The organism is Methylobacterium gregans, from assembly GCF_022179245.1.
Lineage (GTDB): Bacteria > Pseudomonadota > Alphaproteobacteria > Rhizobiales > Beijerinckiaceae > Methylobacterium > Methylobacterium gregans.
Genome location: NZ_BPQM01000064.1, coordinates 52,987 through 74,572, shown reverse-complemented (window position 1 = coordinate 74,572; position 21,586 = coordinate 52,987). Strand labels below are relative to the sequence as shown.

The 21,586-nt window shown below is 69.0% G+C and carries 31 protein-coding genes; 10 read left to right on the top strand and 21 right to left on the bottom strand.

Annotated features, from left to right (window positions below; translation table 11 throughout):
• Positions 1–87 precede the first annotated feature (87 nt).
• Positions 88–606: a hypothetical protein gene (locus MFF54_RS14155; RefSeq protein WP_238303561.1), complete on the bottom strand. Its 519-nt coding sequence runs from the start codon at positions 604–606 to the stop codon at positions 88–90.
• Between the two features lie 724 nt (positions 607–1,330).
• Between MFF54_RS14155 and MFF54_RS14150 the strand changes: the two genes are divergently transcribed.
• Positions 1,331–2,398 carry a DNA methyltransferase gene (locus MFF54_RS14150; RefSeq protein WP_238303560.1) on the top strand — a complete coding sequence of 356 codons (1,068 nt, stop codon included), beginning with the start codon at positions 1,331–1,333 and terminating at the stop codon, positions 2,396–2,398.
• On the opposite strand, the gene MFF54_RS14145 is transcribed toward MFF54_RS14150, so the two are convergent.
• Together MFF54_RS14145 and MFF54_RS14140 are read right to left on the bottom strand one after the other, a co-directional pair.
• Positions 2,382–3,383 (bottom strand): BstXI family restriction endonuclease, encoded by a 1,002-nt coding sequence (locus MFF54_RS14145; RefSeq protein WP_238303559.1) that lies wholly within the window; start codon positions 3,381–3,383, stop codon positions 2,382–2,384. The two genes, MFF54_RS14150 and MFF54_RS14145, sit on opposite strands and share 17 nt — an antisense overlap.
• A 614-nt stretch (positions 3,384–3,997) precedes the next feature.
• On the bottom strand, positions 3,998–4,342 hold the full coding sequence (locus MFF54_RS14140) for a hypothetical protein (protein WP_238303558.1): 345 nt from the start codon (positions 4,340–4,342) through the stop codon (positions 3,998–4,000).
• A 224-nt stretch (positions 4,343–4,566) separates the two neighbouring features.
• Here MFF54_RS14140 and MFF54_RS14135 point away from each other — a divergent pair, with 224 nt between their 5' ends.
• The gene (locus MFF54_RS14135; protein ID WP_238303557.1) at positions 4,567–4,980 is read left to right on the top strand and encodes a hypothetical protein; all 414 of its coding nucleotides are present in this window, start codon (positions 4,567–4,569) and stop codon (positions 4,978–4,980) included.
• A gap of 158 nt (positions 4,981–5,138) precedes the next feature.
• Here MFF54_RS14135 and MFF54_RS14130 read toward each other — a convergent pair whose 3' ends face one another.
• Together MFF54_RS14130 and MFF54_RS14125 are read right to left on the bottom strand one after the other, a co-directional pair.
• Complete coding sequence (locus tag MFF54_RS14130; protein WP_238303556.1) at positions 5,139–6,065, bottom strand: three-Cys-motif partner protein TcmP; 927 nt, start codon at positions 6,063–6,065, stop codon at positions 5,139–5,141.
• Positions 6,062–6,811, bottom strand: coding sequence for a DUF5131 family protein (locus MFF54_RS14125; protein WP_238303555.1), 750 nt, complete (start codon positions 6,809–6,811; stop codon positions 6,062–6,064). The genes MFF54_RS14130 and MFF54_RS14125 overlap by 4 nt, the downstream gene beginning before the upstream one ends.
• 388 nt (positions 6,812–7,199) lie before the next feature.
• Between MFF54_RS14125 and MFF54_RS14120 the strand changes: the two genes are divergently transcribed.
• On the top strand, positions 7,200–8,762 hold the full coding sequence (locus MFF54_RS14120) for an integrase arm-type DNA-binding domain-containing protein (protein WP_238303554.1): 1,563 nt from the start codon (positions 7,200–7,202) through the stop codon (positions 8,760–8,762).
• On the opposite strand, the gene MFF54_RS14115 is transcribed toward MFF54_RS14120, so the two are convergent.
• Entirely contained in the window at positions 8,719–8,937 is a 219-nt protein-coding gene (locus MFF54_RS14115; RefSeq protein WP_238303553.1) for a hypothetical protein, read from the bottom strand. The two genes, MFF54_RS14120 and MFF54_RS14115, sit on opposite strands and share 44 nt — an antisense overlap.
• Before the next feature lie 297 nt (positions 8,938–9,234).
• Between MFF54_RS14115 and MFF54_RS14110 the strand changes: the two genes are divergently transcribed.
• On the top strand, positions 9,235–9,828 hold the full coding sequence (locus MFF54_RS14110) for a metallophosphoesterase family protein (RefSeq protein WP_238303552.1): 594 nt from the start codon (positions 9,235–9,237) through the stop codon (positions 9,826–9,828).
• Positions 9,829–9,881: 53 nt separating this feature from the next.
• Here MFF54_RS14110 and MFF54_RS14105 read toward each other — a convergent pair whose 3' ends face one another.
• The 12 genes from MFF54_RS14105 to MFF54_RS14050 all read right to left on the bottom strand — a co-directional run bounded on the left by MFF54_RS14105 (position 9,882) and on the right by MFF54_RS14050 (position 14,893).
• Positions 9,882–10,331, bottom strand: a complete 450-nt coding sequence (locus MFF54_RS14105) for a hypothetical protein (RefSeq protein WP_238303551.1) — start codon at positions 10,329–10,331, stop codon at positions 9,882–9,884.
• A gap of 79 nt (positions 10,332–10,410) precedes the next feature.
• The gene (locus tag MFF54_RS14100; protein WP_238303550.1) at positions 10,411–10,905 is read right to left on the bottom strand and encodes a hypothetical protein; all 495 of its coding nucleotides are present in this window, start codon (positions 10,903–10,905) and stop codon (positions 10,411–10,413) included.
• Complete coding sequence (locus MFF54_RS14095) at positions 10,902–11,333, bottom strand: hypothetical protein (protein WP_238303549.1); 432 nt, start codon at positions 11,331–11,333, stop codon at positions 10,902–10,904. Before MFF54_RS14095 ends, MFF54_RS14100 begins: the two co-directional genes overlap by 4 nt.
• Positions 11,326–11,700: a hypothetical protein gene (locus MFF54_RS14090; protein WP_238303548.1), complete on the bottom strand. Its 375-nt coding sequence runs from the start codon at positions 11,698–11,700 to the stop codon at positions 11,326–11,328. The genes MFF54_RS14095 and MFF54_RS14090 overlap by 8 nt, the downstream gene beginning before the upstream one ends.
• Positions 11,693–11,944 carry a hypothetical protein gene (locus tag MFF54_RS14085; protein WP_238303547.1) on the bottom strand — a complete coding sequence of 84 codons (252 nt, stop codon included), beginning with the start codon at positions 11,942–11,944 and terminating at the stop codon, positions 11,693–11,695. The genes MFF54_RS14090 and MFF54_RS14085 overlap by 8 nt, the downstream gene beginning before the upstream one ends.
• A complete protein-coding gene (locus tag MFF54_RS14080; RefSeq protein ID WP_238303546.1) occupies positions 11,944–12,312 on the bottom strand; it encodes a hypothetical protein in 369 nt (122 codons plus the stop codon). The genes MFF54_RS14085 and MFF54_RS14080 overlap by 1 nt, the downstream gene beginning before the upstream one ends.
• On the bottom strand, positions 12,312–12,962 hold the full coding sequence (locus tag MFF54_RS14075) for a hypothetical protein (protein ID WP_238303545.1): 651 nt from the start codon (positions 12,960–12,962) through the stop codon (positions 12,312–12,314). Before MFF54_RS14075 ends, MFF54_RS14080 begins: the two co-directional genes overlap by 1 nt.
• Before the next feature lie 84 nt (positions 12,963–13,046).
• Positions 13,047–13,715 (bottom strand): hypothetical protein, encoded by a 669-nt coding sequence (locus MFF54_RS14070; RefSeq protein WP_238303544.1) that lies wholly within the window; start codon positions 13,713–13,715, stop codon positions 13,047–13,049.
• Between the two features lie 77 nt (positions 13,716–13,792).
• Complete coding sequence (locus MFF54_RS14065) at positions 13,793–14,062, bottom strand: hypothetical protein (RefSeq protein WP_238303543.1); 270 nt, start codon at positions 14,060–14,062, stop codon at positions 13,793–13,795.
• A gap of 72 nt (positions 14,063–14,134) precedes the next feature.
• Complete coding sequence (locus tag MFF54_RS14060; RefSeq protein ID WP_238303542.1) at positions 14,135–14,506, bottom strand: hypothetical protein; 372 nt, start codon at positions 14,504–14,506, stop codon at positions 14,135–14,137.
• Entirely contained in the window at positions 14,506–14,688 is a 183-nt protein-coding gene (locus tag MFF54_RS14055) for a hypothetical protein (protein WP_238303541.1), read from the bottom strand. The genes MFF54_RS14060 and MFF54_RS14055 overlap by 1 nt, the downstream gene beginning before the upstream one ends.
• Positions 14,675–14,893 (bottom strand): hypothetical protein, encoded by a 219-nt coding sequence (locus tag MFF54_RS14050; protein WP_238303540.1) that lies wholly within the window; start codon positions 14,891–14,893, stop codon positions 14,675–14,677. The genes MFF54_RS14055 and MFF54_RS14050 overlap by 14 nt, the downstream gene beginning before the upstream one ends.
• A gap of 267 nt (positions 14,894–15,160) precedes the next feature.
• Here MFF54_RS14050 and MFF54_RS14045 point away from each other — a divergent pair, with 267 nt between their 5' ends.
• Together MFF54_RS14045 and MFF54_RS14040 are read left to right on the top strand one after the other, a co-directional pair.
• The gene (locus MFF54_RS14045) at positions 15,161–15,736 is read left to right on the top strand and encodes a hypothetical protein (RefSeq protein WP_238303539.1); all 576 of its coding nucleotides are present in this window, start codon (positions 15,161–15,163) and stop codon (positions 15,734–15,736) included.
• Between the two features lie 83 nt (positions 15,737–15,819).
• A complete protein-coding gene (locus MFF54_RS14040; RefSeq protein WP_238303538.1) occupies positions 15,820–16,410 on the top strand; it encodes a hypothetical protein in 591 nt (196 codons plus the stop codon).
• A gap of 163 nt (positions 16,411–16,573) precedes the next feature.
• Here MFF54_RS14040 and MFF54_RS14035 read toward each other — a convergent pair whose 3' ends face one another.
• From MFF54_RS14035 to arsH, 3 genes are all read right to left on the bottom strand, one after another.
• Entirely contained in the window at positions 16,574–16,891 is a 318-nt protein-coding gene (locus MFF54_RS14035; RefSeq protein ID WP_238303537.1) for a hypothetical protein, read from the bottom strand.
• 325 nt (positions 16,892–17,216) lie between these two features.
• A complete protein-coding gene (locus MFF54_RS14030; protein WP_238303536.1) occupies positions 17,217–17,615 on the bottom strand; it encodes a hypothetical protein in 399 nt (132 codons plus the stop codon).
• A gap of 100 nt (positions 17,616–17,715) precedes the next feature.
• Positions 17,716–18,462: an arsenical resistance protein ArsH gene (gene arsH / locus MFF54_RS14025; RefSeq protein WP_238303535.1), complete on the bottom strand. Its 747-nt coding sequence runs from the start codon at positions 18,460–18,462 to the stop codon at positions 17,716–17,718.
• A 50-nt stretch (positions 18,463–18,512) separates the two neighbouring features.
• On the opposite strand from arsH, the gene MFF54_RS14020 reads away from it, so the two are divergent.
• The 4 genes from MFF54_RS14020 to MFF54_RS14005 are packed head-to-tail and all read left to right on the top strand — an operon-like array spanning position 18,513 to position 21,568.
• A complete protein-coding gene (locus tag MFF54_RS14020) occupies positions 18,513–18,872 on the top strand; it encodes an ArsR/SmtB family transcription factor (protein WP_238303534.1) in 360 nt (119 codons plus the stop codon).
• The gene (gene arsC / locus MFF54_RS14015) at positions 18,865–19,302 is read left to right on the top strand and encodes an arsenate reductase (glutaredoxin) (RefSeq protein ID WP_238303533.1); all 438 of its coding nucleotides are present in this window, start codon (positions 18,865–18,867) and stop codon (positions 19,300–19,302) included. The genes MFF54_RS14020 and arsC overlap by 8 nt, the downstream gene beginning before the upstream one ends.
• 6 nt (positions 19,303–19,308) lie before the next feature.
• The gene (gene arsB, locus MFF54_RS14010) at positions 19,309–20,376 is read left to right on the top strand and encodes an ACR3 family arsenite efflux transporter (protein ID WP_238303532.1); all 1,068 of its coding nucleotides are present in this window, start codon (positions 19,309–19,311) and stop codon (positions 20,374–20,376) included.
• Complete coding sequence (locus MFF54_RS14005) at positions 20,366–21,568, top strand: MFS transporter (RefSeq protein ID WP_238303531.1); 1,203 nt, start codon at positions 20,366–20,368, stop codon at positions 21,566–21,568. The genes arsB and MFF54_RS14005 overlap by 11 nt, the downstream gene beginning before the upstream one ends.
• The last annotated feature ends 18 nt before the right edge of the window (positions 21,569–21,586 follow it).

Sequence of the window (21,586 nt, the reverse complement as noted above, 5' to 3'; positions counted from 1 at the left end):
GGCCACAGGCGTTCGCCTCGGGCACGTCAGCAGACCCTACAGTTGGGCCCTTAAAGACACGTCAACGAAATCCTAACGACCTCCGATTCAGGTCGCGTCATTTTTAGGCATCGGGCGCTCGCGCGCGTCCCGGGCGCCGTGCACCAGGGCGAGGGCCTCGTCGAATCCCTCGCGGGCGAGAACGCCGAGAGCGTCGCGGTCTCGCGGATGCGTGCGCGTCACGGCGCCGCCCTGGGAATAGGGCCCCCGGTCAACGAGCTCGGTCGCGGCCAGCAGCAGGTAGCCCATGGCCCGCGGGGCCGGCGCCGCGGCGGCGCGACCGAGCAGGCCGAGCAGCCACATGGGCAAGCCGTTGCGTGCGAACCTATCCCGCGTGACGGTCCGCCGGTTGAGGTCGGAAACCCGCGCCAAGGCGTTCGTATAGTCGCTGCCCCAGAGGGCCGACGCCGCGGCCTCGACGGCATCGGCGAGGTGCTCCGCGATGTCGGCGTGCTCAACGGGACGACCGCCCACGAAGGGGGTGCGACCCTCGAACTTCAGGGGCATGCCATCGACGAGGCCGATGGCATCAGGGTGCTCTGGGACGGGGGCGAGGACGACGCGCATGCCGCCCGGCATAGCACGCCCCCCGAAACGAAGAAGGCCCCGGCGCGATGCCGGGGCCTTTCATCGACTTGGTCTGCCCTCCCTCAGGCGGGAGGAACGTTTCGCGCTGGACCGGTTCCTGTTCCGGATAGGTCTGCCCTCCCTCGCGGGAGGACCCGCTTATTCAGCGGTCCCAGAAAGCATTGGGTACGCCGCCCTTCCGGTCAAGGGGGTCTCCCCTATGCGAATCGGGCGATCCACATATCATGACGACACGTGCCCTCGGAGGGGCGCGGCTGCCGGTGGTGGGGTCCACTCCCGCCATGCCTGGTCCCACAGCCAAAGCTGCATCCGGCACTCCTCGCTGAACTCCCGCGAGGCTGCCGCATGTCCGAAACACACCCCGACTCCGACAGGTCGACTTGCTGGCAGAAGCCCGCCTAACTCCGCAAGGGCCGCGCCGTCGAGCTGGTCATCCCGACGGCGCGGGGGCGGTCCCTGCTGCGCGGCCTCGCGGCGGTCAACCCAAACTGGCAGGACAGGAAAGCGGCCTCAGAAAGCCGCCAGTCCCGGACCTATCGCCGGTCACGGCGCCGCCCGCGGGGTAATCAACCCCTCACGCTTGGGTGCGAAAGTTAGCTCTGGACGAGTCGGACGGGCAGTGGCGGCCTGCCGGGTCCACGGGCTATCTAAGCGGCTCAACACGGGTGGGTCTATGAACCGTAGAGAAAACGAATTCCAAGCGGTGACGCGCGCCATCGGTTCGGCGGCAGTGCTCCGCACCGAGGCGGCTCTGGTTGTCGAGGGTGACTCGCTCCCCGTCCTTCAAGATATCCCGGACGGGTCCATCTCGCTCATCGTCACGGACCCTCCTTACCATGCGACGAAGAAGCACAATATCTTCGGCGACACCAAGTTCGAGGACGATGACCAGTACCTCGCCTGGCTGGCCCTTTATGTTCGCGAGTGGCGCCGCATCCTGCGCCCGAACGGGTCCATCTACTGCTTCTGCGACCAAACCCTGTCGTCGCGCATCGAGGCGCTCTTCTACCAGGACTACAATGTGCTCTCACACATCGTCTGGACCAAGCCGAATGAGCCAGGCTTCGACGGTTGGAAGCAGAAGATGAAGAAGGAGGCGCTGCGGCAGTTCTACCCTCACAGCGAGCGTGTCATCTTCGCGGAACCGGCCATCCCGGGAAGCCTGTTCAAGTCCCACTTCGCCGTCACCCTGAAGGCGCTAAGGAAGACTGCCGGCCTGACGACCTACCAACTGACCGAGGCCATTGGGGCCTACGGCAAGGTTAACCATGGCGGGGCGGTCTCGAATTGGGAGGCCGGCCGGAACGTCCCGAGCCGCGACCAGTACGCGCTCATGTGTCAGGCCTTCAAGCGGACCGGCAGGGTCAAGGCGACCCCTGCCTACGAGGACATCATCCGGCCCTTCCACATGAGCGGCGACCGGGAGTTCACCGACATCTGGAACTTCCCTTCGGTCCGGCCCTACAAGGGCAAGCACCCGGCCGAGAAGCCGCTCTCCATGCTGGAGCACATCGTGTTCACGTCGAGCTATCCGGGCGACATCGTGCTTGACTGCTTCGCGGGGTCCGGGAGCACGGCGGCCGCGGCCACGAAGCTCGGCCGGCGCGCGGTCTCTATCGAGGTCGACCCGCATTGGACTGACATGGCCAAGGCGCGGCTTGCAGGTGCGGATGAGGCGTCTGTCGTCATTGAGGCGCCTCGCGCGAAGCTGACCGGCCCCAAGCCGCGCCGGAAGTTCGCCGACGGCCGCGAGCTCAATCTCTTCGATTGAGGAAGCCCGCCTCGACGTTGCGGTCAACCACCGCACTCATCCACTCCAGGGTCTCACGAATGCCGCTGTCCTTTACCACCACATTGCAGTGGTGGTGACCCCATCCTAAGTTATACGGCACGTGGTTGTAGTGACCGTATTGTATCTCCCGGATATGAAATAAGTTAACCTGGGTGACTGTGAGGTCCGATACCTCCCGTCCCTCCGCTTGCCGCACCTTGTTGAAGAACCCGGCGCCCGATAGGCGCTCCAGGCACAGCGGGCAAACCGTCTTGCCGGCGGAATCCAGGATACGGTTCGCCTCCAGCCTTTGCCTATCCAGATTGCCAGCCTCCTCGCAGACCGCGAGGATATGAGCCTTCCGGCGCAGCGCGTCCGCCTCAAGCATGTCGTTCTCGATGACGATGCTCAGCGCATCTTCGCAGAGCCAAAACAGGGCCTCCAACTGGTCGCGCGCTGCCCGGATCGTGGGAGTGCCCGCGTATTCGTAGAGCCTGATTCCAGCGCCCTTGTTCGCTGTCGTGTTGAAGCCCCGCGAAATCCGCTCGCCACCCTCTATAGCGGTGAGGCCCGGGACTCGTGCCACGTACTGCCCATTGAGCGGCGGCCGTCGGCTAGATGCAGGCGTCCATCCCCTGCGTTCAGGGTTAAACCTATCCCATTGCGAACGAGTCTCATAAAATACGAGGGCGTTCTGACCCAATTCGAGGTCGTACTCAGCAAGCTCGCGTTCTATACCAGGTGTTCCGAAAAACGTGTCTGGGCTGATCAGGCAGATAAACCCGTTCTCAAAGGCCTCTTCACCCTCGGGGAGCACATAGGCCTTCGCCCAATGCGAATAGGGGACTAGTACCGTACTGTTCCGCGATACTCGGTTTTGGAAAATGACGTCATCGTCGGCGCCCCGCGTCTGCCCCGTCTTATAAATCTTGCTTTTGAGCAGGGAGGGGAGATTAGGTACACGAGGAACGCTGGAGCGGGCCATTTTTGCTCACAAACAGAATCACTTGAGCAACCCTGGCCTGTGCGCACCGGATTGTACAGGAGGCGCCCATGCCGCAGCGTAGAAGCTTTGGCGTGTCTACGGGTGCCGCCCACAAAGCGTGACGACTGTCGCCTCTGCCGCCCGCTTGCCTCGGTTTGGCACCTGCTTCCGGCCGCGTTAGCTTGTGTGCCGACCGTCCAATCGTCGGTTCGAGACGTTCAGCGCTCGGTGCAACTCCGCGGCATCTGAGCCGCCGGCGGGATAAGTGTTGGATGCGATGGGCAGGGTTTGAGGCTGCATCGACGTTGGGGCATGCGGCTGGATTCCGGCCGCGAGAGGAAGAAGTGGGTTAGGGTGGCGCCCGGACGCAAGGGCGGCGAGCAGGTCGCGACGGAGCATGGTGGTGTCCTAATGGGTGACGGGCCGAACTCTACCTTCTCTGAGCGATGTGGTCATGTCATCGGCCGAAAGCGACGCACATGACCCGGCAGCCGCCCCGCCCGGTCCGCGTCGCCTGCCCGAGGTTCCCCGCCCCGGTGCGGGAGGCCCTGCGCTGGGACCGGGGCGTCCGGACGTACTACGATCTGCAGCGGGCCTATGCAGGGCGGGGCGGGCTACGCGGCCAGCAGGAATCCGTCACCGTCGCGGTCGAAGGCGAGCCTGGCCACCTCGAACGACGGGAACCATAGTGTGGTGGTAGCGACCTGCGCTCGCAGGTCGCCTTCGATGACGGCCTCCATCATCAGGGTGCCCTTGACGATGCACAGGCCGTGACCGAGGCGCGTGCCAGGACCTCGATCCGGCCAGACGCCCCAGACGAGGTCGCAGCCACGGACCATGCCTCTGAGCTCGGCATCTGGATTAAGGCTGGCCTCGAAGTCCTCGCGGTTGGCTTTCGCGATGTCGATGTGCTTCCGCATGGTCGCGGGCGAGGTTTCACTCAGGTCGTAGCGGTTCATGGCGCCTCCGAAGTTGCCCGCATCCTGGCAGGCGACCGTTCGGATTCGATTGACCCAGATACATCAAATGCGTGCATTCGATTCCGCCGGCGGTAAGCCGGGCCGGGTAGCGTGCCTCCATACTGGAGATCCGCATGCCCACTATCCGCCGCCCGTCCTGGCGCCCCCGCACGATCCACGGGCACCGACTAGAGTCCCTGAAGACGCATGATCAGACGCAGATCATGTGCGACCCTCAGTTTCAGCAGGGTAATCTAACCGAGCAGGCTCGTGAGTTCCTGCTAAAGCTGAGCATGACGGCATGGCTAATCAGAAGCCCGGAAGACAAGATCCAAGTAGCGACCCTGATCAAGATCGACGGTCACAACGCGACGAACACGAGACTCCTTGAGAGCATTGATTACTGGCCAGAACCACTTGCGCTTACGCCTGAAACTAGGAATGACCCTAAAAACCCAGATGGGTACATCTACCATGGCCTTTGGCATATTTCATTCGTTGACGGAAAGGTGAGGTCATACACAAACGGAAGCTGCGACGACCTTTGGATTGACGTCAGCCACTACCTGGAAAAACGCGAGTTCTGGAGGGGAATCCCAAGTGAGGACAAGGAGGCATTCGCCGCCATCGAGCTCTAAAACGGCCTCGAACCTCCCGCACGCCCACGTCGTCGGCCGCGCGATGAGGAGCTCCCGCCGGTACGAGAGGCAGACGTCCGCCACGCCGGGCTCGCCCGTGTAGCGCGTCGCCGGCACCGGCCTCACGATGCGGCGATCATGCCGGTCTGGTCCACAGCCTAACCGTAGATGGTCAGCTTACGTCCTCGTGCTGGAGGCACCCGGTCGCCCTTGCTCAGGATGTGCTGTGCGCCGTCGAGGCCCTTCTTATTGGGCCCTGCCCAGACGAGGTAATACAAGTGACCACCCTGAGTGTTGCGGATGAGGCGCCCCGGCGAGACATGCCCGAACGCTTCCTTGAGCCGGCCACGGTACCACTCCAATAGCCGGATTCCGGAATCGGCGAGCTTGAGGGTCTCGGCCCCGAACAGACCGTCGCGCTCCTCGTAGGCATGGATGCGCCAGTCCGGGCTCCCGAAGAAGCTGTCCAGCGTCGCCTGCCAGTTCTCTCGGATGTCACCGCTGCGCACGAGGAACCGCTGGATGGCCATGCCCAGCGGGAAGTTGACGAACACCTCGATGGCGCCGGTTCGCGCCAGGGCCTCCAACGTCGACCATGGGATGTGCATCCCGAACGGGTCGACGAAGACGACCGCCCGGTGATGCTTCCAGTTGATACCGCTGTCGAGGATGGCCTGGAGCTCGGTGGCCGCGTCGCCTTCTTTCACGACGATGCGGCGGGTTTCGCCGTATTCCTCCGCTAGCGCATGCAGCTCGGCGACGCGCTCCGGGTTGCGTTCGATGAAGACGTAGCGCGAAAACGGGTTCTCGATGTCGAGCGCCACGCGGGGTGAGCCTTTGAGGTACTCGACCGCCTCGGCGTCCGCGGCCGGCTCGGTGTCGAACAGGCTGACCTCCGGCGCCGCCTTCAGCTTGGTCCGAACCTTGGCCCGGCCGGGGCCGGCGAACGCGTCGACGAAGATGGTGCCCCGGCACCACCAGCCCTGGTTCTTGAGCACCTTGGTGTAGAACCCGAGGTACTCGCCCAGTGCGTCCAACTTCTCCTTAGCCCAAGGGCCGACACCTTCCTTGGGCTTCTTCGTCATCCGGCGGCAACCTTAGAGCGACGTGGGGCGACAGGAAACTCGCTCCACTCCCGTCCGTCCAGGCTGCGGCCGCCCGATTTCGGGCGGAATCCACCCCATTGCTTGAAGAAGAAGGCCACACCGGCCACGACGCATTGGTCCCTGACCTCCCGCACCCACTCCGGGTCCATCGGTCTGGCGCGGGGGCCACTCTCGCCACCGACGATAACCCAGTCGATGCCGTCTAGGTCGAGTCGACCGACGGGTCCAACCAGGGGCTCGATGGAGAGAAACCGGATGCCGGCCGGAGCCTGGCGAAGGTGGCGGATGCGCGAGGTCCTCAAGCCGTCCTCGACCGACACGCCGCACCAGATGTGCGCTGGGCCCCGGCTCGCGCCGTACCGGCGACGGAGGAAATCCCGCATTAGGGAGGAGCGCTTCGTCAGGATCTGGAACGTATGCCAGTTCGCTCGCTCCATCGTGTCGAAGACGCGAGCGACGAACTCCTCGGGCACCTCCTTGTGGAATAGGTCCGACATGGAGTTCACGAAGATCATGCGCGGCTCGCGCCACGCCAGCGGTTGCCCCAGGCGCGCCGGACGCAGGGTCAGGTCGAACCCCGTCTCGAACGGGTGACCCGGCACGCCACGGAACCGTTCTGAGAACCGCTCGGCATAGCAGTTGTCGCAGCCGGGGCTGATCTTGGTGCAGCCCGTCACCGGGTTCCAAGTCGCGTCGGTCCACTCGATGGCGGTCACATCGGCCATGCGCGAACACCTAGCATCCGCCGGGATGACGGACGACCCCATCGTATGCCGCGCCCCCAACTTCAGGCGCACCCAGCATAGGCATCGAGGGGCAAACCCGCCCGCGGCTGGTATCAGGCTGGTATCAGAGGGGAAGGCTGGTATCGCCCTGCTAGGCTAAGTCACTGTTGCGGCAGGGGAAAAGAGTGGAGCGGGTACCGGGAATCGAACCCGGGTATTCAGCTTGGAAGGCTGAATTGCCTGCGTTCGTGGTATCCGAACGGCCCAGGGTTTCGGTAACCAACCGCCTCAGTATACAGGGGAAACGGCCACCCCAGGGTTAACGCACGTCTTGCCAGGGTGATTCGTCTCAGGTGGTATCCCGGTGGTATCCGCCGGGAGGGACTGAATGGCTGTCGAGGGGGGACGCGGTTCGTACGCGCGCCAGCGGGTGCCGCTGACGAAGAAGCACGTCACGGACGCCCACGCGATGATCCGGAAGGGGCAGGTCCCCGGCCGCGGCCTCGACCTCGTCGACGACGACTGCCCGGGCCTCGTCCTGCGCGTGACCCGCAACGCGGCGACCTGGATGCGGAAGAGCAAGACCGGGACGGTCCGCATCGGCGACAGCGCGGTCATCACGCTGGTGCAGGCCCGGGACCAGGCCGAGCGCATCCGCCTCGCCGTCCCCGGCCTGCACCAGCCGAAGGCCGAGACCCGGCTGTTCGAGGAGGTCCTGCGCCGGACCGGCAGCGAGGAGGAGGCCCTCGATGCCGCGTGGCCGGAGGAGGAGCCCGAGAGCGAGACCGCCGAGGAGCGCCGGAAGAAGGGGCCTTGGGTGCTCGGCGACCTGGTCGACGCCTACCTCGAATGGAAGGTCCCGAAGCTCAAGGGACGCTGGGCGACCAGCTACCCGACGTACCTGCGGCACCCGGAACTCGCCGGCCTGAGCATGGTGACGGTTTCCGCCCTGGACCTGGAACTCATGCTCGGGGTGCGCCAGCGGCTGCTGGAGGACGGCGGGACGAAGAGGTCCGCGGCCAAGCGCGTCATCAACCAGTTCCGCGAGTGCATGACCTGGGGGTGGCGCGAGCAGGCGCTCCGCTGCCGGCTCGTCCACGTCGAGGTGCCTTGGTGGGACCGGCTTACGGTCGATTACTCCTCGGGCACCCGCGACCACGTCCCGACCGTCGAGGAGCTCGCCCGGACGCTCGCCGTCGCGGAGCGGTACAGGTCGCTCGGGCAGACGGAGCACGCCACCGGCGCCGGGCTGCTCGGGGCCCTATGGGCCGTCGTTCTGACCGGGCAGCGGACGGGTGCCCTCGTGACGACCGAAGTGACCTCGTGCGTCCCGCGGTTCTCCAACGAGTTGCCCGGCTGGGCCGCCGTCGGATGGCCGGGGGCGGTCATGAAGAGCCAGATGCCGCACGGCCTTCCGGTGCCGCCGGAGGCGTGGGCCGTCGTCGAACGCTATCGCCTGGAGGACGCGCGGGACCGCGAGGCGCCCAGCCCGTGGATGTTCCCGTCCCGGCGCGGCGACGGCCACGTGTCCTACCTGGCCATCAACCAGCTTTTGTCCCGCCTGCAGGGCCTGCGGGAGGGCAAGCCGGCCGAGGGGAAGGCCGACCTTCTCGCGCTCAACGGCATCCGGCGATGGACGCCGCACGACGTCCGGCGCGGCCTCGCGACGTTTTTGGGCGAGCGCCGGCTGGGCGGGGCCGCGGCGGCCATCCTCGACCACGTCGACGGCAAGGCAGAGGAACGCGAGCGGACGGCCGCGGTGACCCGGCTCCACTACGACCGGGCGCAGAAGATGTCGCTCAAGGCCGAGGGGATGGCCTTGTGGTGCTCCGCGATCCTTGAGGCCTACGAGCGGGAGCGCGAGATCCTCGCCCGCGTCCCCCTCCCTCCCCCGCCGCCGCGGCCGATCAGGAAGCCCGCGACAAGGCGGAAGAAGCGCGTCCCCGCCTAGCGCGCCGGTCCCGTCCGAGGGCCCGCGCCAGGTCCGCCGGGCGCTCGGCCTGCACGAATCCGGCCGGGCCGCGGGCGCGGCCCGAGGCCTCCGCCAGGTCCTCGGCCAGGGCGCGCCACAGGGCGTCCCGCTCCTCGCCGGCCACGCTGATCGCGACGTCCTCGTACCCGTGCATGTCCCGCCTCCGCATGAGAACGAAATAGGAACAAACCGGCGCGGGTCAACGGGGCCGGAACGTCCACCACCGCCCGTCTCCGGTGGACGTTCCGGCCCCTCATTCACCCTTCCTTCACCGTGGCGCACGGCGACCCTGGCCGACGGCTTGACCGCCCGGCGCGAGCTGCGATCCTGGCGATTCCCCAGCGCCCCGAGAGGCCCCCGGTGAAACGAATAGCGCCCTTAACCCTGCATCGAGAGACCCATCCAGGGGCGTGACGCCGCGCGCGCAGCCCCCGCCACGGAGGCTGCATCCATGACCCACCACAACAACCTGACCCCGCCGCGTGGCACCGTGTGGCTCGTCGCCGACACGCACTTCGGGCACGCCGGCGCCATCGCTCACACCGACCGCCCGTTCCGCGACGTCGCCGAGATGGACCGGCTGCTCATCGAGGCGTGGAACGCCCTCGTCCGCCCCGGCGACACCGTCGTCCACCTCGGCGACTTCGAGTGGGGGCACACGCCGGCGAGGGCCGCCGAGATCTTCGCCGCCCTGAAGGGGCACAAGCATCTCATCGTCGGGAACCACGACCGCGCCCGCGTGACGTCGCTCCCCTGGGAGAGCGTGCAGGAGCGGCTGACCGTGCACGCCGAGGGTCGCCGGATCGTCTGCGACCACTACCCCATGCGCGCCTGGCCCGGGTCGTTCCGGGGCGCCCTGCACGTCCACGGACACACGCACGGCTCCCTGCCGGGGACGTCCCAGTCGTGCGACGTCGGCGTGGACGGCTGGGGCTACGCCCCGGCGCGCGTCACCGAAGTCATCGCGCGGATGGCGGCGACGCCCGAGCAGCCTGAGGAGCGCCGGCGGGCGCGGGAGCGCCACGAGGAAGCCGACACCGAATGAAAGGGGCCCCGGAGACGATCCGGGGCCCTTTCGCTTTGCGGTGGCGGCTGGCGTCAGGGACGCATGCCCGGGGCCGCGGCCTCCTCTGGCTCGACCCGGAGCTTCCGCTTGCCGTGCTTCGACTGCGGCTTGATACCGAGGCGCTCACGCTCCAGGAGGGCGCCGTGCTCCAGCGTGTCGCGGTGCAGTCTGCATATAGAGTACACGACCGCCCCGCTCATCTCCTGAGGGGCGATCCTGATGCGGAGACGGTGCGCGGGCCCGATCTCGGGCTGGCACCAGACCGCGAACTCGGGCTCCCTCGCCCCCACGCCGGGCGCCCTCATCCGGACCTCGTAACCGAGGGCGCGCAGGAAGCGATTGACCTCCTGGCACCACGCCTCGCCGTCGAATCCCTCCCCGCGGTAGGCGGCGCCGGGGGCGAAGTGCGCGTCCCCGCCCGCCGCCGCCATCCTGGCCGCGATCTGGTCCGCTATCGGGGTCCGTCCGGCTCTGAGGTCCATGTCCCGTATCCCTGTCCCGCGGGCCCCTCGGCCCGCCCCGGGGACCAGCGTACGTACGGCCAAGAAAGGAACCATGGCCCTAGCAAGAGAGCGCGCGCGATTCGGTCCGGAGGCGCGCCTCGGCGTCGATGAGGCGGTCGTGCAGGGCGACGAGCTCGCCGTGCCGGGGGTGCCAATCGTCGCGCAGATAGGCCCGAAGCCGCGCGGCCGAGCCGCCACACCGGGCCGAGCGCCGGCCGAGGGCGCGGCCGCGCTCGCCCTCTTTGGCCGGCTGCAGGTCGATCATGAGCACGGTCTCGTCGAGGGGGCAGCGCGCCAGCACGGCGTCGAGATCCTCGACGAGGTCGCGGGCGCGCCGCTCCCGGCGGGCGGCCTCCAGGGCAGCGGGATCGGCGACCTCGGCGAGGGCGGCCGCCTGTTCGGCGAGGACCTCCGGCAGCGGGGCGTCGGGGTCCGGCGCCGGGGCGACCGGCTCGGGCAGCGGCGCGACGGTCTGGACCGCGGCGCAGGCCCCCCGGACGGTCGGGGGGAGCCGCAGCGGCAGGCGCACGGCGGGACGGGGGGTGGCGGTCACAGGGTGTCTCCCGAGAGGTTGGCTTGCACCGGGACGGCGCAGGCGGTGCAGGTCACGGCGTCATGCCAGCCGCAGCCCTCGTCGCACGGATCGCGCTCGCTGCAGCCGCACGCGTGGCAGGCCTGGCCGAGCACGGACGGGAGCCGGAACAGCTCGACGACGCTCGCGCCCCAGTTGGCCGTCTCGACCCATGCCTTGTCGGACAGGCCGTCCATTCCGAGCACGGCCTCCTGCAGGGCGTCGAGTGCGTTCCGCTCGGCCTCCATGCCGGCGCGCGAGGCCGGGTCGAAGGCGTGCTCGGCGACGGCGCGCCCGACGGCGGCCTCCAGGGCGAGGGCGCCGACGCGGGCCTGCATGCTGGGCGTCAGCGTCGCCCAGACCTCGGCGCCGTCGAAGGGGACGCTGGAGATGTTGGTTGCGTCAGCCACGGCCGACCTCCATCTCAGCGCGCACGCGCCGCATGATCTCCTCCAGGATGGAGAGGACCCCCTCGAAGTCTCTACGCCCGCAGGGCCCGTAGCTGCCCTCCAGGTAGGGGGTCTTATCGAACTCGACCTTGAGCTCCATCGAATGGAAGCCGTCGAGATCCACCTCGCTGCCCCACTCCTCAAGGAAGCCGCTCACCCCGATGTGGAGGCGGCTCCCGTCCGACAGGACGATGGCGCCGCCGCCCCGGGCGTAGGGGCTACCGTCCCGGTCTTCGGTTTCGAAGCCCGCCGACATGTGCTGCGAGAAGGCCGGCAGGTCGACCACCTGCTCGCGGCGGACGGTCTCCGCGATCATCAATTTAGCCATGGCCACGGTCGGCCTCCTTCGGCGCGGCGACGGGGGCCTCGTCGGATGCGCCGGTGGCGGCCCCGATCAAGGCGAGGACGGCGAAGGCGAAGGTGAACCCGGCCGCGAACAGCGTCGTGGTCCACGCCGCCCGGGCGAGATCCCAGCCGGCTCCGGCTAGGACGAAGGTGATGACGACGACCGCCGTCGCCGTGATGGCGACCCGCCCGGGGCCGCCTGCGATGAAGGTGAGGAGGGCGCGCATCACCTGAGCGCCCCCGCGTAGCCGTACGGGTCCACGAAAAGATCGCGGAACTCGCACGCGAACATCTTCGGCAGGAACGACCGGATGACCTGCCGGGTCGCGAGCTTGGGGCTGTCGGCCGAGAACGGCGCGTCCGCGGCCTCCATCATGCCGGTGTCCCACTCGATGATCGCCGCGGCGAGGCGCAGGGCATCCTCAGCGGCGGTCTCGTACGTCAGCGGCACGGTGAATTCGCTGGCCGCCGTGACGTGGAGCCAACGGACGTAGCCGCCCTCCACGCCTTCCATCATGGCGATGCCGGTCGCGACGTCGGGCTGCACGTCCGAGAGGGGCAGCCCGACGTCGACGTTGAGATTGACGGTGCGCATCAGGCGGCCTCCCCACGGTTCTCGGGGTTCTCGGAATCGAAGATGTCGGGTCGCTGGCCGGTGAGCGGGGCGAGGCGCCGGTACATGTCCTCGACGGCACGCAGCATGTCGTAGACCGCGCCCTCGTCGTCGTTGTCACCTTGCAGGGCCTGGATCGCGCCAGGGTTCCGAGCGCTCCGGAGCAAGTCGCGCAGCCAGGACAGGCCGGAGAGATCGCGGATCTCCAGACCATCCTCGCCGTGGATGGCGGCCAGGAACTCCTCGGGCGTGACCCCGACCCGCGTACCCGGCGGGAGGACGATGACATTCCCGGGCTCCAGCGGCACGCTGTCCCGAAGGACGTTCACCCAGGCCTTCCAGTCGGCGTCCGTGACATCGGACCAGTCCCCCGTCCGGCGGGCCTCGCCGATGCGGGCGGCGCTCCCCTCGGGCATGTACGGCAGCGGCGTCTGTCCATACCCGACGCTGAGGTAGATCTCGTCCGGCTCGGGGAGCGGCTCGTCGTCGGGCGTCGGCACGATCTCGAATCCGGCGTCGCGCAGGGCCTCGACCACGGCCGACGCCGCATCGGGCGCGAGGGCCGTCCCGTTCCTACCCTGCTCCCAGGCTCGCTGCAGGGCGAGGGTGATGACTTCGTTTTCCTGGCGCACGGGGCGCTCTCCTTGATGCTGGGGGGGTGCTCGGGCTGTCGGAGAGGCGCCACTGCCGCCTGGCGCGCGACGGATGGCGATGCCTCAGGCGGCCGTTCTCGCCGCACCGACGACGGTGGCGGCCATGTCGCGGAAGGCAGCCATGTCGGCGGCGTCGCCCCCGAACGCGATGTGTCCGTCGTCGTAGAAAACGGCCAGGATGCCGTTGTCCCGGAGCACCACGCCGGGCACCTCCACGACCTTCTCCCCGGGCGGGATCTCGAACACGTTGCCAGGCTGCAGCGCCACGGTCTCCATCACGCCCGGATTCCGGACCGCCACTACCTTCATCCCGACGACGGAAGACGGTTCGAAGGCGAGGCCCCCCGGCCGTACGAACTCGGTGTGCTTGATGGTCTCGGTGGTGCCGTCCCCCTTGTCGTAGACCACCTCGACGACGCGGCCGGTCGGGACGCCCTTGTCGCGGTCGAGGGTCTCGACGGTGGCAGCGGCCTCCTCCTCGCGGGGCGCGTCGCGCCAGGCAAGAAGATCACGCTCCGAGACGGCGCTCCAGTTGCCGGTCCGGACCGCCTCGCGGACGGCCTCGGCGTTGCCGTCGGGCTTCGGCACGATGATCAGGTCGGCCTTCGCCAGGGCGGCGAGGATGCGGTCGGTGCGCTCCAGCGAGGTCTCGAAGAGTGAGCACTCCGCCATGGCCTTGGCGATGGCCTTGGCGGCTGGGGTGAGATTGAGGTCGAGGTTGAACTGGCGCACGCGGCGCTCCTGCTGAAACCGTGGTTGTTGGGGATGGTGGAGGGCGCCACTGCCGCCTGGCGCGCGACGTGGGGGCCTCAGGCCGCGGCGCGGCGGGCCTGCCCGGCCTGGCGGTTGCGGTAGGTGTCGATCCGGTCGCAGGCGGCCGTGAGCGTGGCGGCGGTCTGGAAGCGGCCGCCCACGGTGAAGGACCACTCCCAGGCCCCCATGCCGTGCTGGATCTCCACGCCGCGGTACCGGCGGCGGCTCCAGAACCGCCCGTCGGGGCGCCGGGCGTCAGGGCAGTCCTCGCCGTAGGGGCGCTCGGACATCGGGACGGTCGTGAGGGGGTGCTCTCGCTTGATCATGGGTGCCTCGTCGGATGCAGGACTGTCGTTTCTGATTGGGACGCCACTGCCGCCTGGCGCACGACGCACGGATCAGGGGCGGGCCGGCAGGCGCGGCCGCGGGGGGACGGGGCCTCGCATCGGGGGCGGGGGCGGCGACCGGCGGACGGGCGGGGGCGGCGCGTCCGCGTCGAGGCCGGCGACGATGTCGGCATGGGCCTCGGCGAGGCTCGCGGGCGGGCGGTCCGCCTCGGCGAGGGCCGCGTCGAGGCGCTGAATGCACTCCCTCGACGCGAGCAGGAGGGCGCGCTCGACGGCGCCGACGGCACCCTGGAGCGTCGCGGAGCGGGGGCCAGCGGCGTAGCCGGCGTGCCCCTTCACGGCGGAGAGAGCGGCCGCGAGGCGAGCCCGGGTCTGAGCAACGTCGAGCTCGACGAGGTTGTCGGCGAACGAGGGGCGGGACATCAGGCCTGTCCCCCGCGGGCGGTGGCGATGCTGACGCGGCGCATAGCCTCGAACGCCTCGACATCGCGGCGGACCTGGCGCGAGGGCGCGCCCTTCACCTTGTTGACCTTGGCCAGCATGCGGGCGGCGGCCTTCCGCTCGGCGCGGTAGGACGCCCCGGGGCGCGGCTCACTCTTCTGCATAGGACGGCTCCCAGATCTCGATGAAGGTCGGCTCGCCCTTCTGGAGCCCGAGCGCGCGGAGGATTTTCGGCCCCGGCTCCTGCCGTCCGGCGATGACGCCGCTGACGTACGTGTCGGCGACGTCGTGGACGCGGGCCCACGCGCGCTGCCCGCCGCGACGGACGCAGTCGTCCCGCAGCCGGGCGCGAACGTCCGTCGTCGACAAGGGCGGACCTCTACGTCTCAGCACCATCCATCTCCGTTTAGTGGCGACGGAGAAAAAAGTAGCACTCGCGCAAGGATTCGCAAGAAGTAGCGCAGGAATATCTACTGGGTGCAATCCACTGCGACCCGCGACCCTCTGTAGAGTGATACCATCAATATACCATTTATTCCCGCGCAAGGGCCTCGCCCGTCGCGATTAACGCTCACATTACTTACACACCTGGGCCAGGGCGCTTGCCGATCGGAGGGCACGGTGGCACGCTGCGGCATGCTTATTTCTCGCCTCAGCGCGGATTCGTGGCTCTGGACCGCCCGGCTCGCCGACCCGGCCACGGGCCACGTCGCCAACGACCGGCCGATCCGGGCCGCCCGCTGGGAGGGGGCCGGCCTCGCCCTCGTCGGCGTCTACGAGCTGGATGCCGAGCCGGGGACGCTGCTCGTGACGACGCGGGCCGGCATGTCCTCGCAGGGGGCCGGCCTCTGGGGCGGAGGGCACGTCGTCCACCGCCTCGGCGCCGACGGCTCCCTGCCGGCGATACCGACGCACGTCGCCGCCGACGAGCTCGACCCCGCGGGCGCCGAGGCGCGGCTCCACCGCCGGCTCGCCCACGCGGCCGGGCTATCCCTCGACGTCGTCCGCATGCGCATGCGCGAGGGCCACGGCTACGAGGCCGGGACGGTCGTCGAGTGGGGCGGCTACTGGGCGATCATCGAGCGAGCCACGGCCCGCCAGGTCTGGGCTCGGGCGCCGGCTTACGACGAGATGACGGAGGCCGGCCTGCCCGTCGTCCGGTCGGACACGCCCGAGGCGCAGGCCGCCGCGGCGCGGATCTGGGGGCGCTGAAAAACGCACGTACGCTCTGGTGGCATGCGTACGTGCGGGGAAAAATCGTCCTGGGACCGCACGAACGGGAAAGGGACGACGACATGCGTACACTGAGGCGGATGGCCATCCTGGTGATGCTGATGATGGCGGCGATGACGAAGTCGGTGTGGGAGGGCGGCAAGTGGGTTGTGCGCTCCATCTTCCCGAACCTCGCGCCGCCGGTCGACGAGGTAGAGGAATCCCTCGACCGCGTCGCGAACGCCCCCAAGGCGGGCGGCTCCGACCTGCCGGGGCTCGACGTGGACGTCGGCCAGCGCTGCGTCGACTACGCCCTCGCGAGGCTCTCCGGCGGCCGCCACCCGGCTCCCTCCATGCAGGGCGTGCCCGACGACATCGTGAAGTGGATCGGCGCGCTCCCGCCGGCCGACCTCCATCGCCTCACGCAGCACGGGGCCAAGCGCGTCGGGGAGCACGCCCTAGGCGAACGGCCCATCGCGAACCTCGCGCTCTGCCGGGAGCCGCGAGTGGGCCGGGGGTTCGCCCGGGTCGGCAACGAAATCGTCCTGGTGGGCAAGTGCGCCGCCGACGAGCCGGTCAAGCCGAAGGCCGAGGACCCGAAGGCGCACGCCCTCGCGATCCTGCAGGACCTCATCGACGACCAGCCCGAGCCGGCCGCCCTCCGCGCCGCCTGACCGCCACGCACCGCCGGACGAAAAGAGGCCCGCCCTGGGCGACCGGGGCGGGCCTTACTTTTTTGTGGAAATCTTGCTCAGGACCGTTGTGCCTTGCCCTGTGCACACTTGTGCGCACACGAGAGCATACCGTCAGCATCTCTGCGCCCGTGAGGGCATTCCGTCATGCCGCGCGCGATCCCCGGAGCGTCCGGAGCGCCCCGGCCACGGTCTCCAGCCGCCCCTCGGCGCCGAGGGCCCGCACGCGCCAGGTGTCCGCTTCGGCCCGGAGCCGGGCGACCTCGGCCTGCAGGTCGGAGATAGTCTCGGCGTCCTCGCGGACCCGGGCGGCCACACGTCCGACGGCGGACAGCCGGCGGTCGCGCTGCTCGAAGGCGGCATCCTGGCGGGCCTCGACGCGGTCCATGTGCAGGTTGAAAGCCGCCACCGCGAGGCGCTGGAAGCCGACGTCGAAACCCTCGGCGATGTTCGTGGCGTTCATGGCGGCCTCCCTGTTCGAGGCGACGATCCCAGCTCGTCGAATCGCCCGCAAGCCGCGATTGCCCCCGTGGTAAAGGGTTCCCTGGCCCGGAGTACGTAAGTCTCCAAATCGGGTACCCCCTGCAGAGGGGATACGTATCGGTCGATAGCGCCCCGTTACATCAGCCTTTCGTAACGCGGCGCCGGAGGTCTGTAACGGAAAGTCAGGGAAGCACGTACCCCTGGCGGGGCCCTCAGGTCTGGGTGCCGGCGACGCTCAGCGTGAGGTCGGAGGCGGCCGCGTCGGCGGAGCCCGGCCCCATGACGGCGAGGACGTCTCTGGGAGATTACTGGAATGCGCCCTTCGGGACCTTCTGCCACAACAGCTGGAATGGCCGCTCTTCGCTCACAAGCGGTCTCTGGACGGAATGGTCGGGCCGGGAGGCCAAGATCCTCAGGCCGAGAGCGCCGCGCTCGCCGCCCGAGCCAAGGCCGCCGAGGGCAAGGCCGGGCGCGTCCACGTGCGCCTCGCCAAGGTCGAGAACCTGCTCGATCGGTTTCGCGCAGAGGAATCCTGGGATCGGGTGATGCAGGAGATAGCCGAGCTCCTTGTCGAGCGTGGCCCCCTGACGCCGGTCGAGATCCTGCCGGAGCTCAAGGCCGTGACGCTCCGCGGCGCCACCTTGCACAAGGAGCCCCTGACGCCGGGCAACCTCAAGAAGAAGATGGATGTCCGCGTCGTCCACGGCGGTACTTCGAGCCGCTGGACGAGGGCCGCTACGCTCGTAAGACAGGCTGAAGACCGGCACGGCCAACCGCTCCGCCACCATCGCCCGATGCGTGAGCCTACCGCTTCACGATCCCGATGTCGGCGGCGACAGCTTTGAGGCGTTCCGGCTCACGCTCCTTCCGCTCCGAGTAGCGGTCGACGAGGTAGTCGGCGCGTCCGCGGGTCAGGAGCGTGAACTTCATCAGCTCCTCGCAGACGTCCACCACCCGGTCGTAGAGCGGCCCCGGCCTCATGCGACCGGCGTCGTCGAACTCCTTGTAGGCCATCGGCACGGACGACTGGTTCGGGATGGTGATCATCCGCATCCAGCGCCCGAGCACCCGCAGGCTGTTGACCGCATTGAAGCTCTGCGACCCACCCGAGACCTGCATGACGGCGAGCGTTCGCCCTTGGGTCGGTCGCACCGAGCCCTCGCTCAGCGGCAGCCAATCAACCTGGGCCTTCATCACGCCGGTAAGGTTGCCGTGCCGCTCGGGGCTGACCCAGATCTGCCCCTCAGACCAGATCGAGAGCTGACGGAGCTCCTGCACCTTCGGATGATCGGCGGTGGCGTCGTCGGGCAGCGGCAGGCCGTCCGCGTGGAAGATGCGGACCTCGCCGCCCATCGCCTCCAGAAGCCGGGCCGCCTCGTAGGCGAGAAAGCGGCTGAACGAGCGCTCCCGAAGCGAGCCGTAGAGGATCAGGAAGCACGGCGCGTGGTCGAGCAGCGCGGGCGCCAGCACCCGCTCCGAGGTCGGCATCTCAAAGTGCGCCTCGGAGAGGTTCGGCATCCCGTCGGCGAACGGCTGTTGGGGCTTGTCCACGCGGCAGTCATCCCATACGTTTCAACGAACGTTGGATTGATGGACCAATCATGGAAGAACGGCAAGCCGTCGCCGCATTCGCCGCGCTGGGGCAGGAGCATCGCTTCCGGGTCGTGCGCGCGCTGGTCACTGCCGGACCGGATGGCCTCGCCGCCGGAGCGCTGGCGACCGAGGTCGGGGTCGCGAGCACCAACCTGTCCTTCCACTTGAAGGAGCTCTCGCATGCCGGCCTCATCACGTCCCGGCGCGAGGGCAAGTCGGTCATCTACAGCGCCGCCTATGCCGGCCTGTCCGACCTAATCGCCTTCCTCATGCGCGACTGCTGCCAGGGCCGACCCGAGGTCTGCGCCCCCGCCGTCGCCGCCCTGTCCGCCTGCGATTGCCTCACCGGAGACCCCGCCCATGCCTGAGGCGTTCGACGTCGTCGTCTACCACAACCCCGCCTGCGGCACGTCCCGCAACACCCTGGCGATGATCCGCAACGCCGGGGTCGAGCCGCACGTGGTCGAGTACCTCAAGTCGCCACCGAGCCGGACGCTCCTCAAGCAGTTGCTCGCCCGCGCCGGCCTCTCGGTCCGGGACGCGCTTCGCGAGAAGGGCACGCCCTACGCCGAGCTCGGCCTCGCCGACCCGGCGCTGACCGACGACCAGCTCCTCGACGCCGTCGAGGCCCACCCGGTCCTGCTCAACCGCCCGCTGGTAGTGAGCCCGAAGGGCGTGCGGCTGTGCCGGCCGTCCGAGGCGGTGCTGGACCTGCTGCCCGCCCAGCAGGGCGAGTTCGTGAAGGAGGACGGCGAGCGCGTCGTCGACGAGCGCGGCCGCCGCGTCGCCACCGCCTGAGGCACCATGAGCACCTTCGAACGCTACCTGACCTTCTGGGTCGCGCTGTGCATCCTGGCCGGCATCGCGCTCGGCCACGTCATGCCGGGCTTCTTCCACGCCGTCGGCGCCGCCGAGGTCGCCCGGGTGAACCTGCCGGTGGCCGTCCTGATCTGGCTCATGGTCATCCCCATGCTGCTCAAGATCGACTTCGCCTCGCTGCAGCATGTCGGTCGGCACTGGCGCGGCATCGGCGTGACCCTGTTCATCAACTGGGCGGTGAAGCCCTTCTCGATGGCGCTGCTGGGCTGGCTCTTCATCGGGTACCTGTTCCGGCCCTACCTGCCGGCCGACCAAGTCGACAGCTACATCGCCGGGCTCATCATCCTGGCGGCGGCGCCCTGCACCGCTATGGTGTTCGTCTGGTCGAACCTGACCCGGGGCGAGCCGCACTTCACCCTGAGCCAGGTGGCGCTCAACGACACGATCATGGTGGTGGCTTTCGCGCCCATCGTCGGCCTGCTGCTCGGGCTCTCGGCCATCACGGTGCCCTGGGGCACGCTTGTGCTGTCGGTGGTCCTCTACATCGTCATCCCGGTGATAGTCGCCCAGGTCGTGCGCCGGAGCCTCCTCGCCTCGGGCGGGCAGGCCGCCCTTGACCGGCTGCTCGCCCGGCTCGGACCTGTCTCGCTCGTCGCCCTCCTGGCCACCCTGGTGCTGCTGTTCGGCTTCCAGGGCGAGCAGATCCTGGCGCAGCCGGCGGTCATCGGCCTGCTGGCGGTGCCCATCCTCATCCAGGTCTACCTGAACTCGGGGCTGGCCTACCTCCTCAACCGCGCCGCGGGCGAGCAGCACTGCGTGGCCGGTCCGTCCGCGCTGATCGGTGCTTCGAACTTCTTCGAGCTCGCGGTGGCGGCGGCCATCAGCCTGTTCGGCTTCAACTCGGGCGCGGCGCTCGCCACCGTCGTTGGCGTGCTGGTCGAGGTACCGGTCATGCTCTCGGTCGTGTGGATCGTGAACCGCTCCCAGGGCTGGTACGAGCGCGGCGCCGCGGGCAAGGGAGCGGCGCTCAAGCCTGCCTCCCGTGAGGCCTGATCCGGGCGGCCGCCTCACCGTCATCTCCGCCCTCGGCGTGGTTGAGATCCTCGCCTGGGGCTCGTCCTTCTACCTGCCGGCTGTGTTCGCCGGGCCTATCGCAGCGGATACCGGCTGGCCTCTCGCCTGGGTGATCGGCGGTTTGTCCATCGGCCTGCTGGTGGCGGCAATCGCCTCGCCCCGCGTGGGAATCGCCATTCACCGGCACGGGGGTCGCCCGGTCCTGGCATCCGCCGCCCTGCTGCTGGCGGCGGGCCACGTCGTGCTCAGCCTCGCACCGAGCCTGCCCGTGTTCCTCGCCGGCTGGCTCCTCCTCGGCCTCGGCATGGGTTGCGGCCTCTACGACCCGGCCTTCGCCACCCTCGGCCGGCTCTACGGCGCCGAGGCGCGCCCGGCCATCACGACGCTGACGCTTTGGGGCGGGTTCGCCAGCACCGTCTGCTGGCCGCTCTCGGCCTTCCTCGTCGCGCAGGTCGGCTGGCGCCACGCCTGCCTCGCCTATGCCGGATTGCACCTCATCGTGACCCTGCCACTGGTACTGGGTCTCATCCCGAAGGCGCCTGCCCGAAAGCCCGCAAGAGGTGTGGAGCACCACGCGAACGGTCCACTGACGCCCTGCGAGCGCCGGGCCTACCGGCTGATGGCCGGCGTGCTGGTTCTTGGCGGCACCGTGATGACGCTGGTCTCGGTGCACCTGATCGCGCTGCTGCAGGCCCGTGGCGTCGCGCTGGCCGCGGCCGTCTCCTATGGCGCGCTGATCGGGCCGGCCCAGGTCGGGGCACGCATCGTCGAGATGGCGAACAAAGGCCGGCACCACCCGCTCTGGACCCTGACCGTGGCCATGGCGCTCGTGGTCCTGGGGCTGGCCATCCTGGCGGCGGGCGTGCCGGCGGTCGGCCTCGCCCTGGTCCTCTACGGCGCGGGCAACGGGATCTACTCCATCGCCCGGGGCACGGTGCCTCTCGCCCTGTTCGGCCCGGTCCGCTACCCGGTGCTCGTGGGGCGCCTGGCCCGGCCGGGCCTGATCGCCCAGGCCGTGGCACCCTCCCTCGGAGCGGTGGCGCTCACCTACGGCGGCGCCGACGCCGCCTATGGCCTGCTGGCGGCGCTCGCGCTGGCGAACCTCGTGTTGGCCATTGCCTTGTGGGGCGCACGGCCGGACGTCGTCGACGGAGGCGGCGGGCTTGGCTGAACGGAGGCTGCTCGTCTG

Bases quoted from the DNA above. Each gene is read 5' to 3' on its own strand.
- MFF54_RS14145 (WP_238303559.1), bottom strand. From the start codon at position 3,383: ATGGCCCGCTCCAGCGTTCCTCGTGTACCTAATCTCCCCTCCCTGCTC.
- MFF54_RS14065 (WP_238303543.1), bottom strand. From the start codon at position 14,062: ATGATCAAGCGAGAGCACCCCCTCACGACCGTCCCGATGTCCGAGCGC.
- MFF54_RS14140 (WP_238303558.1), bottom strand. From the start codon at position 4,342: ATGAACCGCTACGACCTGAGTGAAACCTCGCCCGCGACCATGCGGAAG.
- MFF54_RS14130 (WP_238303556.1), bottom strand. From the start codon at position 6,065: ATGACGAAGAAGCCCAAGGAAGGTGTCGGCCCTTGGGCTAAGGAGAAG.
- MFF54_RS14125 (WP_238303555.1), bottom strand. From the start codon at position 6,811: ATGGCCGATGTGACCGCCATCGAGTGGACCGACGCGACTTGGAACCCG.
- MFF54_RS14135 (WP_238303557.1), top strand. From the start codon at position 4,567: ATGTGCGACCCTCAGTTTCAGCAGGGTAATCTAACCGAGCAGGCTCGT.
- MFF54_RS14110 (WP_238303552.1), top strand. From the start codon at position 9,235: ATGACCCACCACAACAACCTGACCCCGCCGCGTGGCACCGTGTGGCTC.
- MFF54_RS14055 (WP_238303541.1), bottom strand. From the start codon at position 14,688: ATGCAGAAGAGTGAGCCGCGCCCCGGGGCGTCCTACCGCGCCGAGCGG.
- MFF54_RS14155 (WP_238303561.1), bottom strand. From the start codon at position 606: ATGCGCGTCGTCCTCGCCCCCGTCCCAGAGCACCCTGATGCCATCGGC.
- MFF54_RS14060 (WP_238303542.1), bottom strand. From the start codon at position 14,506: ATGTCCCGCCCCTCGTTCGCCGACAACCTCGTCGAGCTCGACGTTGCT.
- MFF54_RS14085 (WP_238303547.1), bottom strand. From the start codon at position 11,944: ATGCGCGCCCTCCTCACCTTCATCGCAGGCGGCCCCGGGCGGGTCGCC.
- MFF54_RS14020 (WP_238303534.1), top strand. From the start codon at position 18,513: ATGGAAGAACGGCAAGCCGTCGCCGCATTCGCCGCGCTGGGGCAGGAG.
- arsC (WP_238303533.1), top strand. From the start codon at position 18,865: ATGCCTGAGGCGTTCGACGTCGTCGTCTACCACAACCCCGCCTGCGGC.
- MFF54_RS14120 (WP_238303554.1), top strand. From the start codon at position 7,200: ATGGCTGTCGAGGGGGGACGCGGTTCGTACGCGCGCCAGCGGGTGCCG.
- arsB (WP_238303532.1), top strand. From the start codon at position 19,309: ATGAGCACCTTCGAACGCTACCTGACCTTCTGGGTCGCGCTGTGCATC.
- MFF54_RS14040 (WP_238303538.1), top strand. From the start codon at position 15,820: ATGCGTACACTGAGGCGGATGGCCATCCTGGTGATGCTGATGATGGCG.
- MFF54_RS14090 (WP_238303548.1), bottom strand. From the start codon at position 11,700: ATGGCTAAATTGATGATCGCGGAGACCGTCCGCCGCGAGCAGGTGGTC.
- MFF54_RS14105 (WP_238303551.1), bottom strand. From the start codon at position 10,331: ATGGACCTCAGAGCCGGACGGACCCCGATAGCGGACCAGATCGCGGCC.
- MFF54_RS14045 (WP_238303539.1), top strand. From the start codon at position 15,161: ATGCTTATTTCTCGCCTCAGCGCGGATTCGTGGCTCTGGACCGCCCGG.
- MFF54_RS14080 (WP_238303546.1), bottom strand. From the start codon at position 12,312: ATGCGCACCGTCAATCTCAACGTCGACGTCGGGCTGCCCCTCTCGGAC.
- MFF54_RS14035 (WP_238303537.1), bottom strand. From the start codon at position 16,891: ATGAACGCCACGAACATCGCCGAGGGTTTCGACGTCGGCTTCCAGCGC.
- MFF54_RS14115 (WP_238303553.1), bottom strand. From the start codon at position 8,937: ATGCACGGGTACGAGGACGTCGCGATCAGCGTGGCCGGCGAGGAGCGG.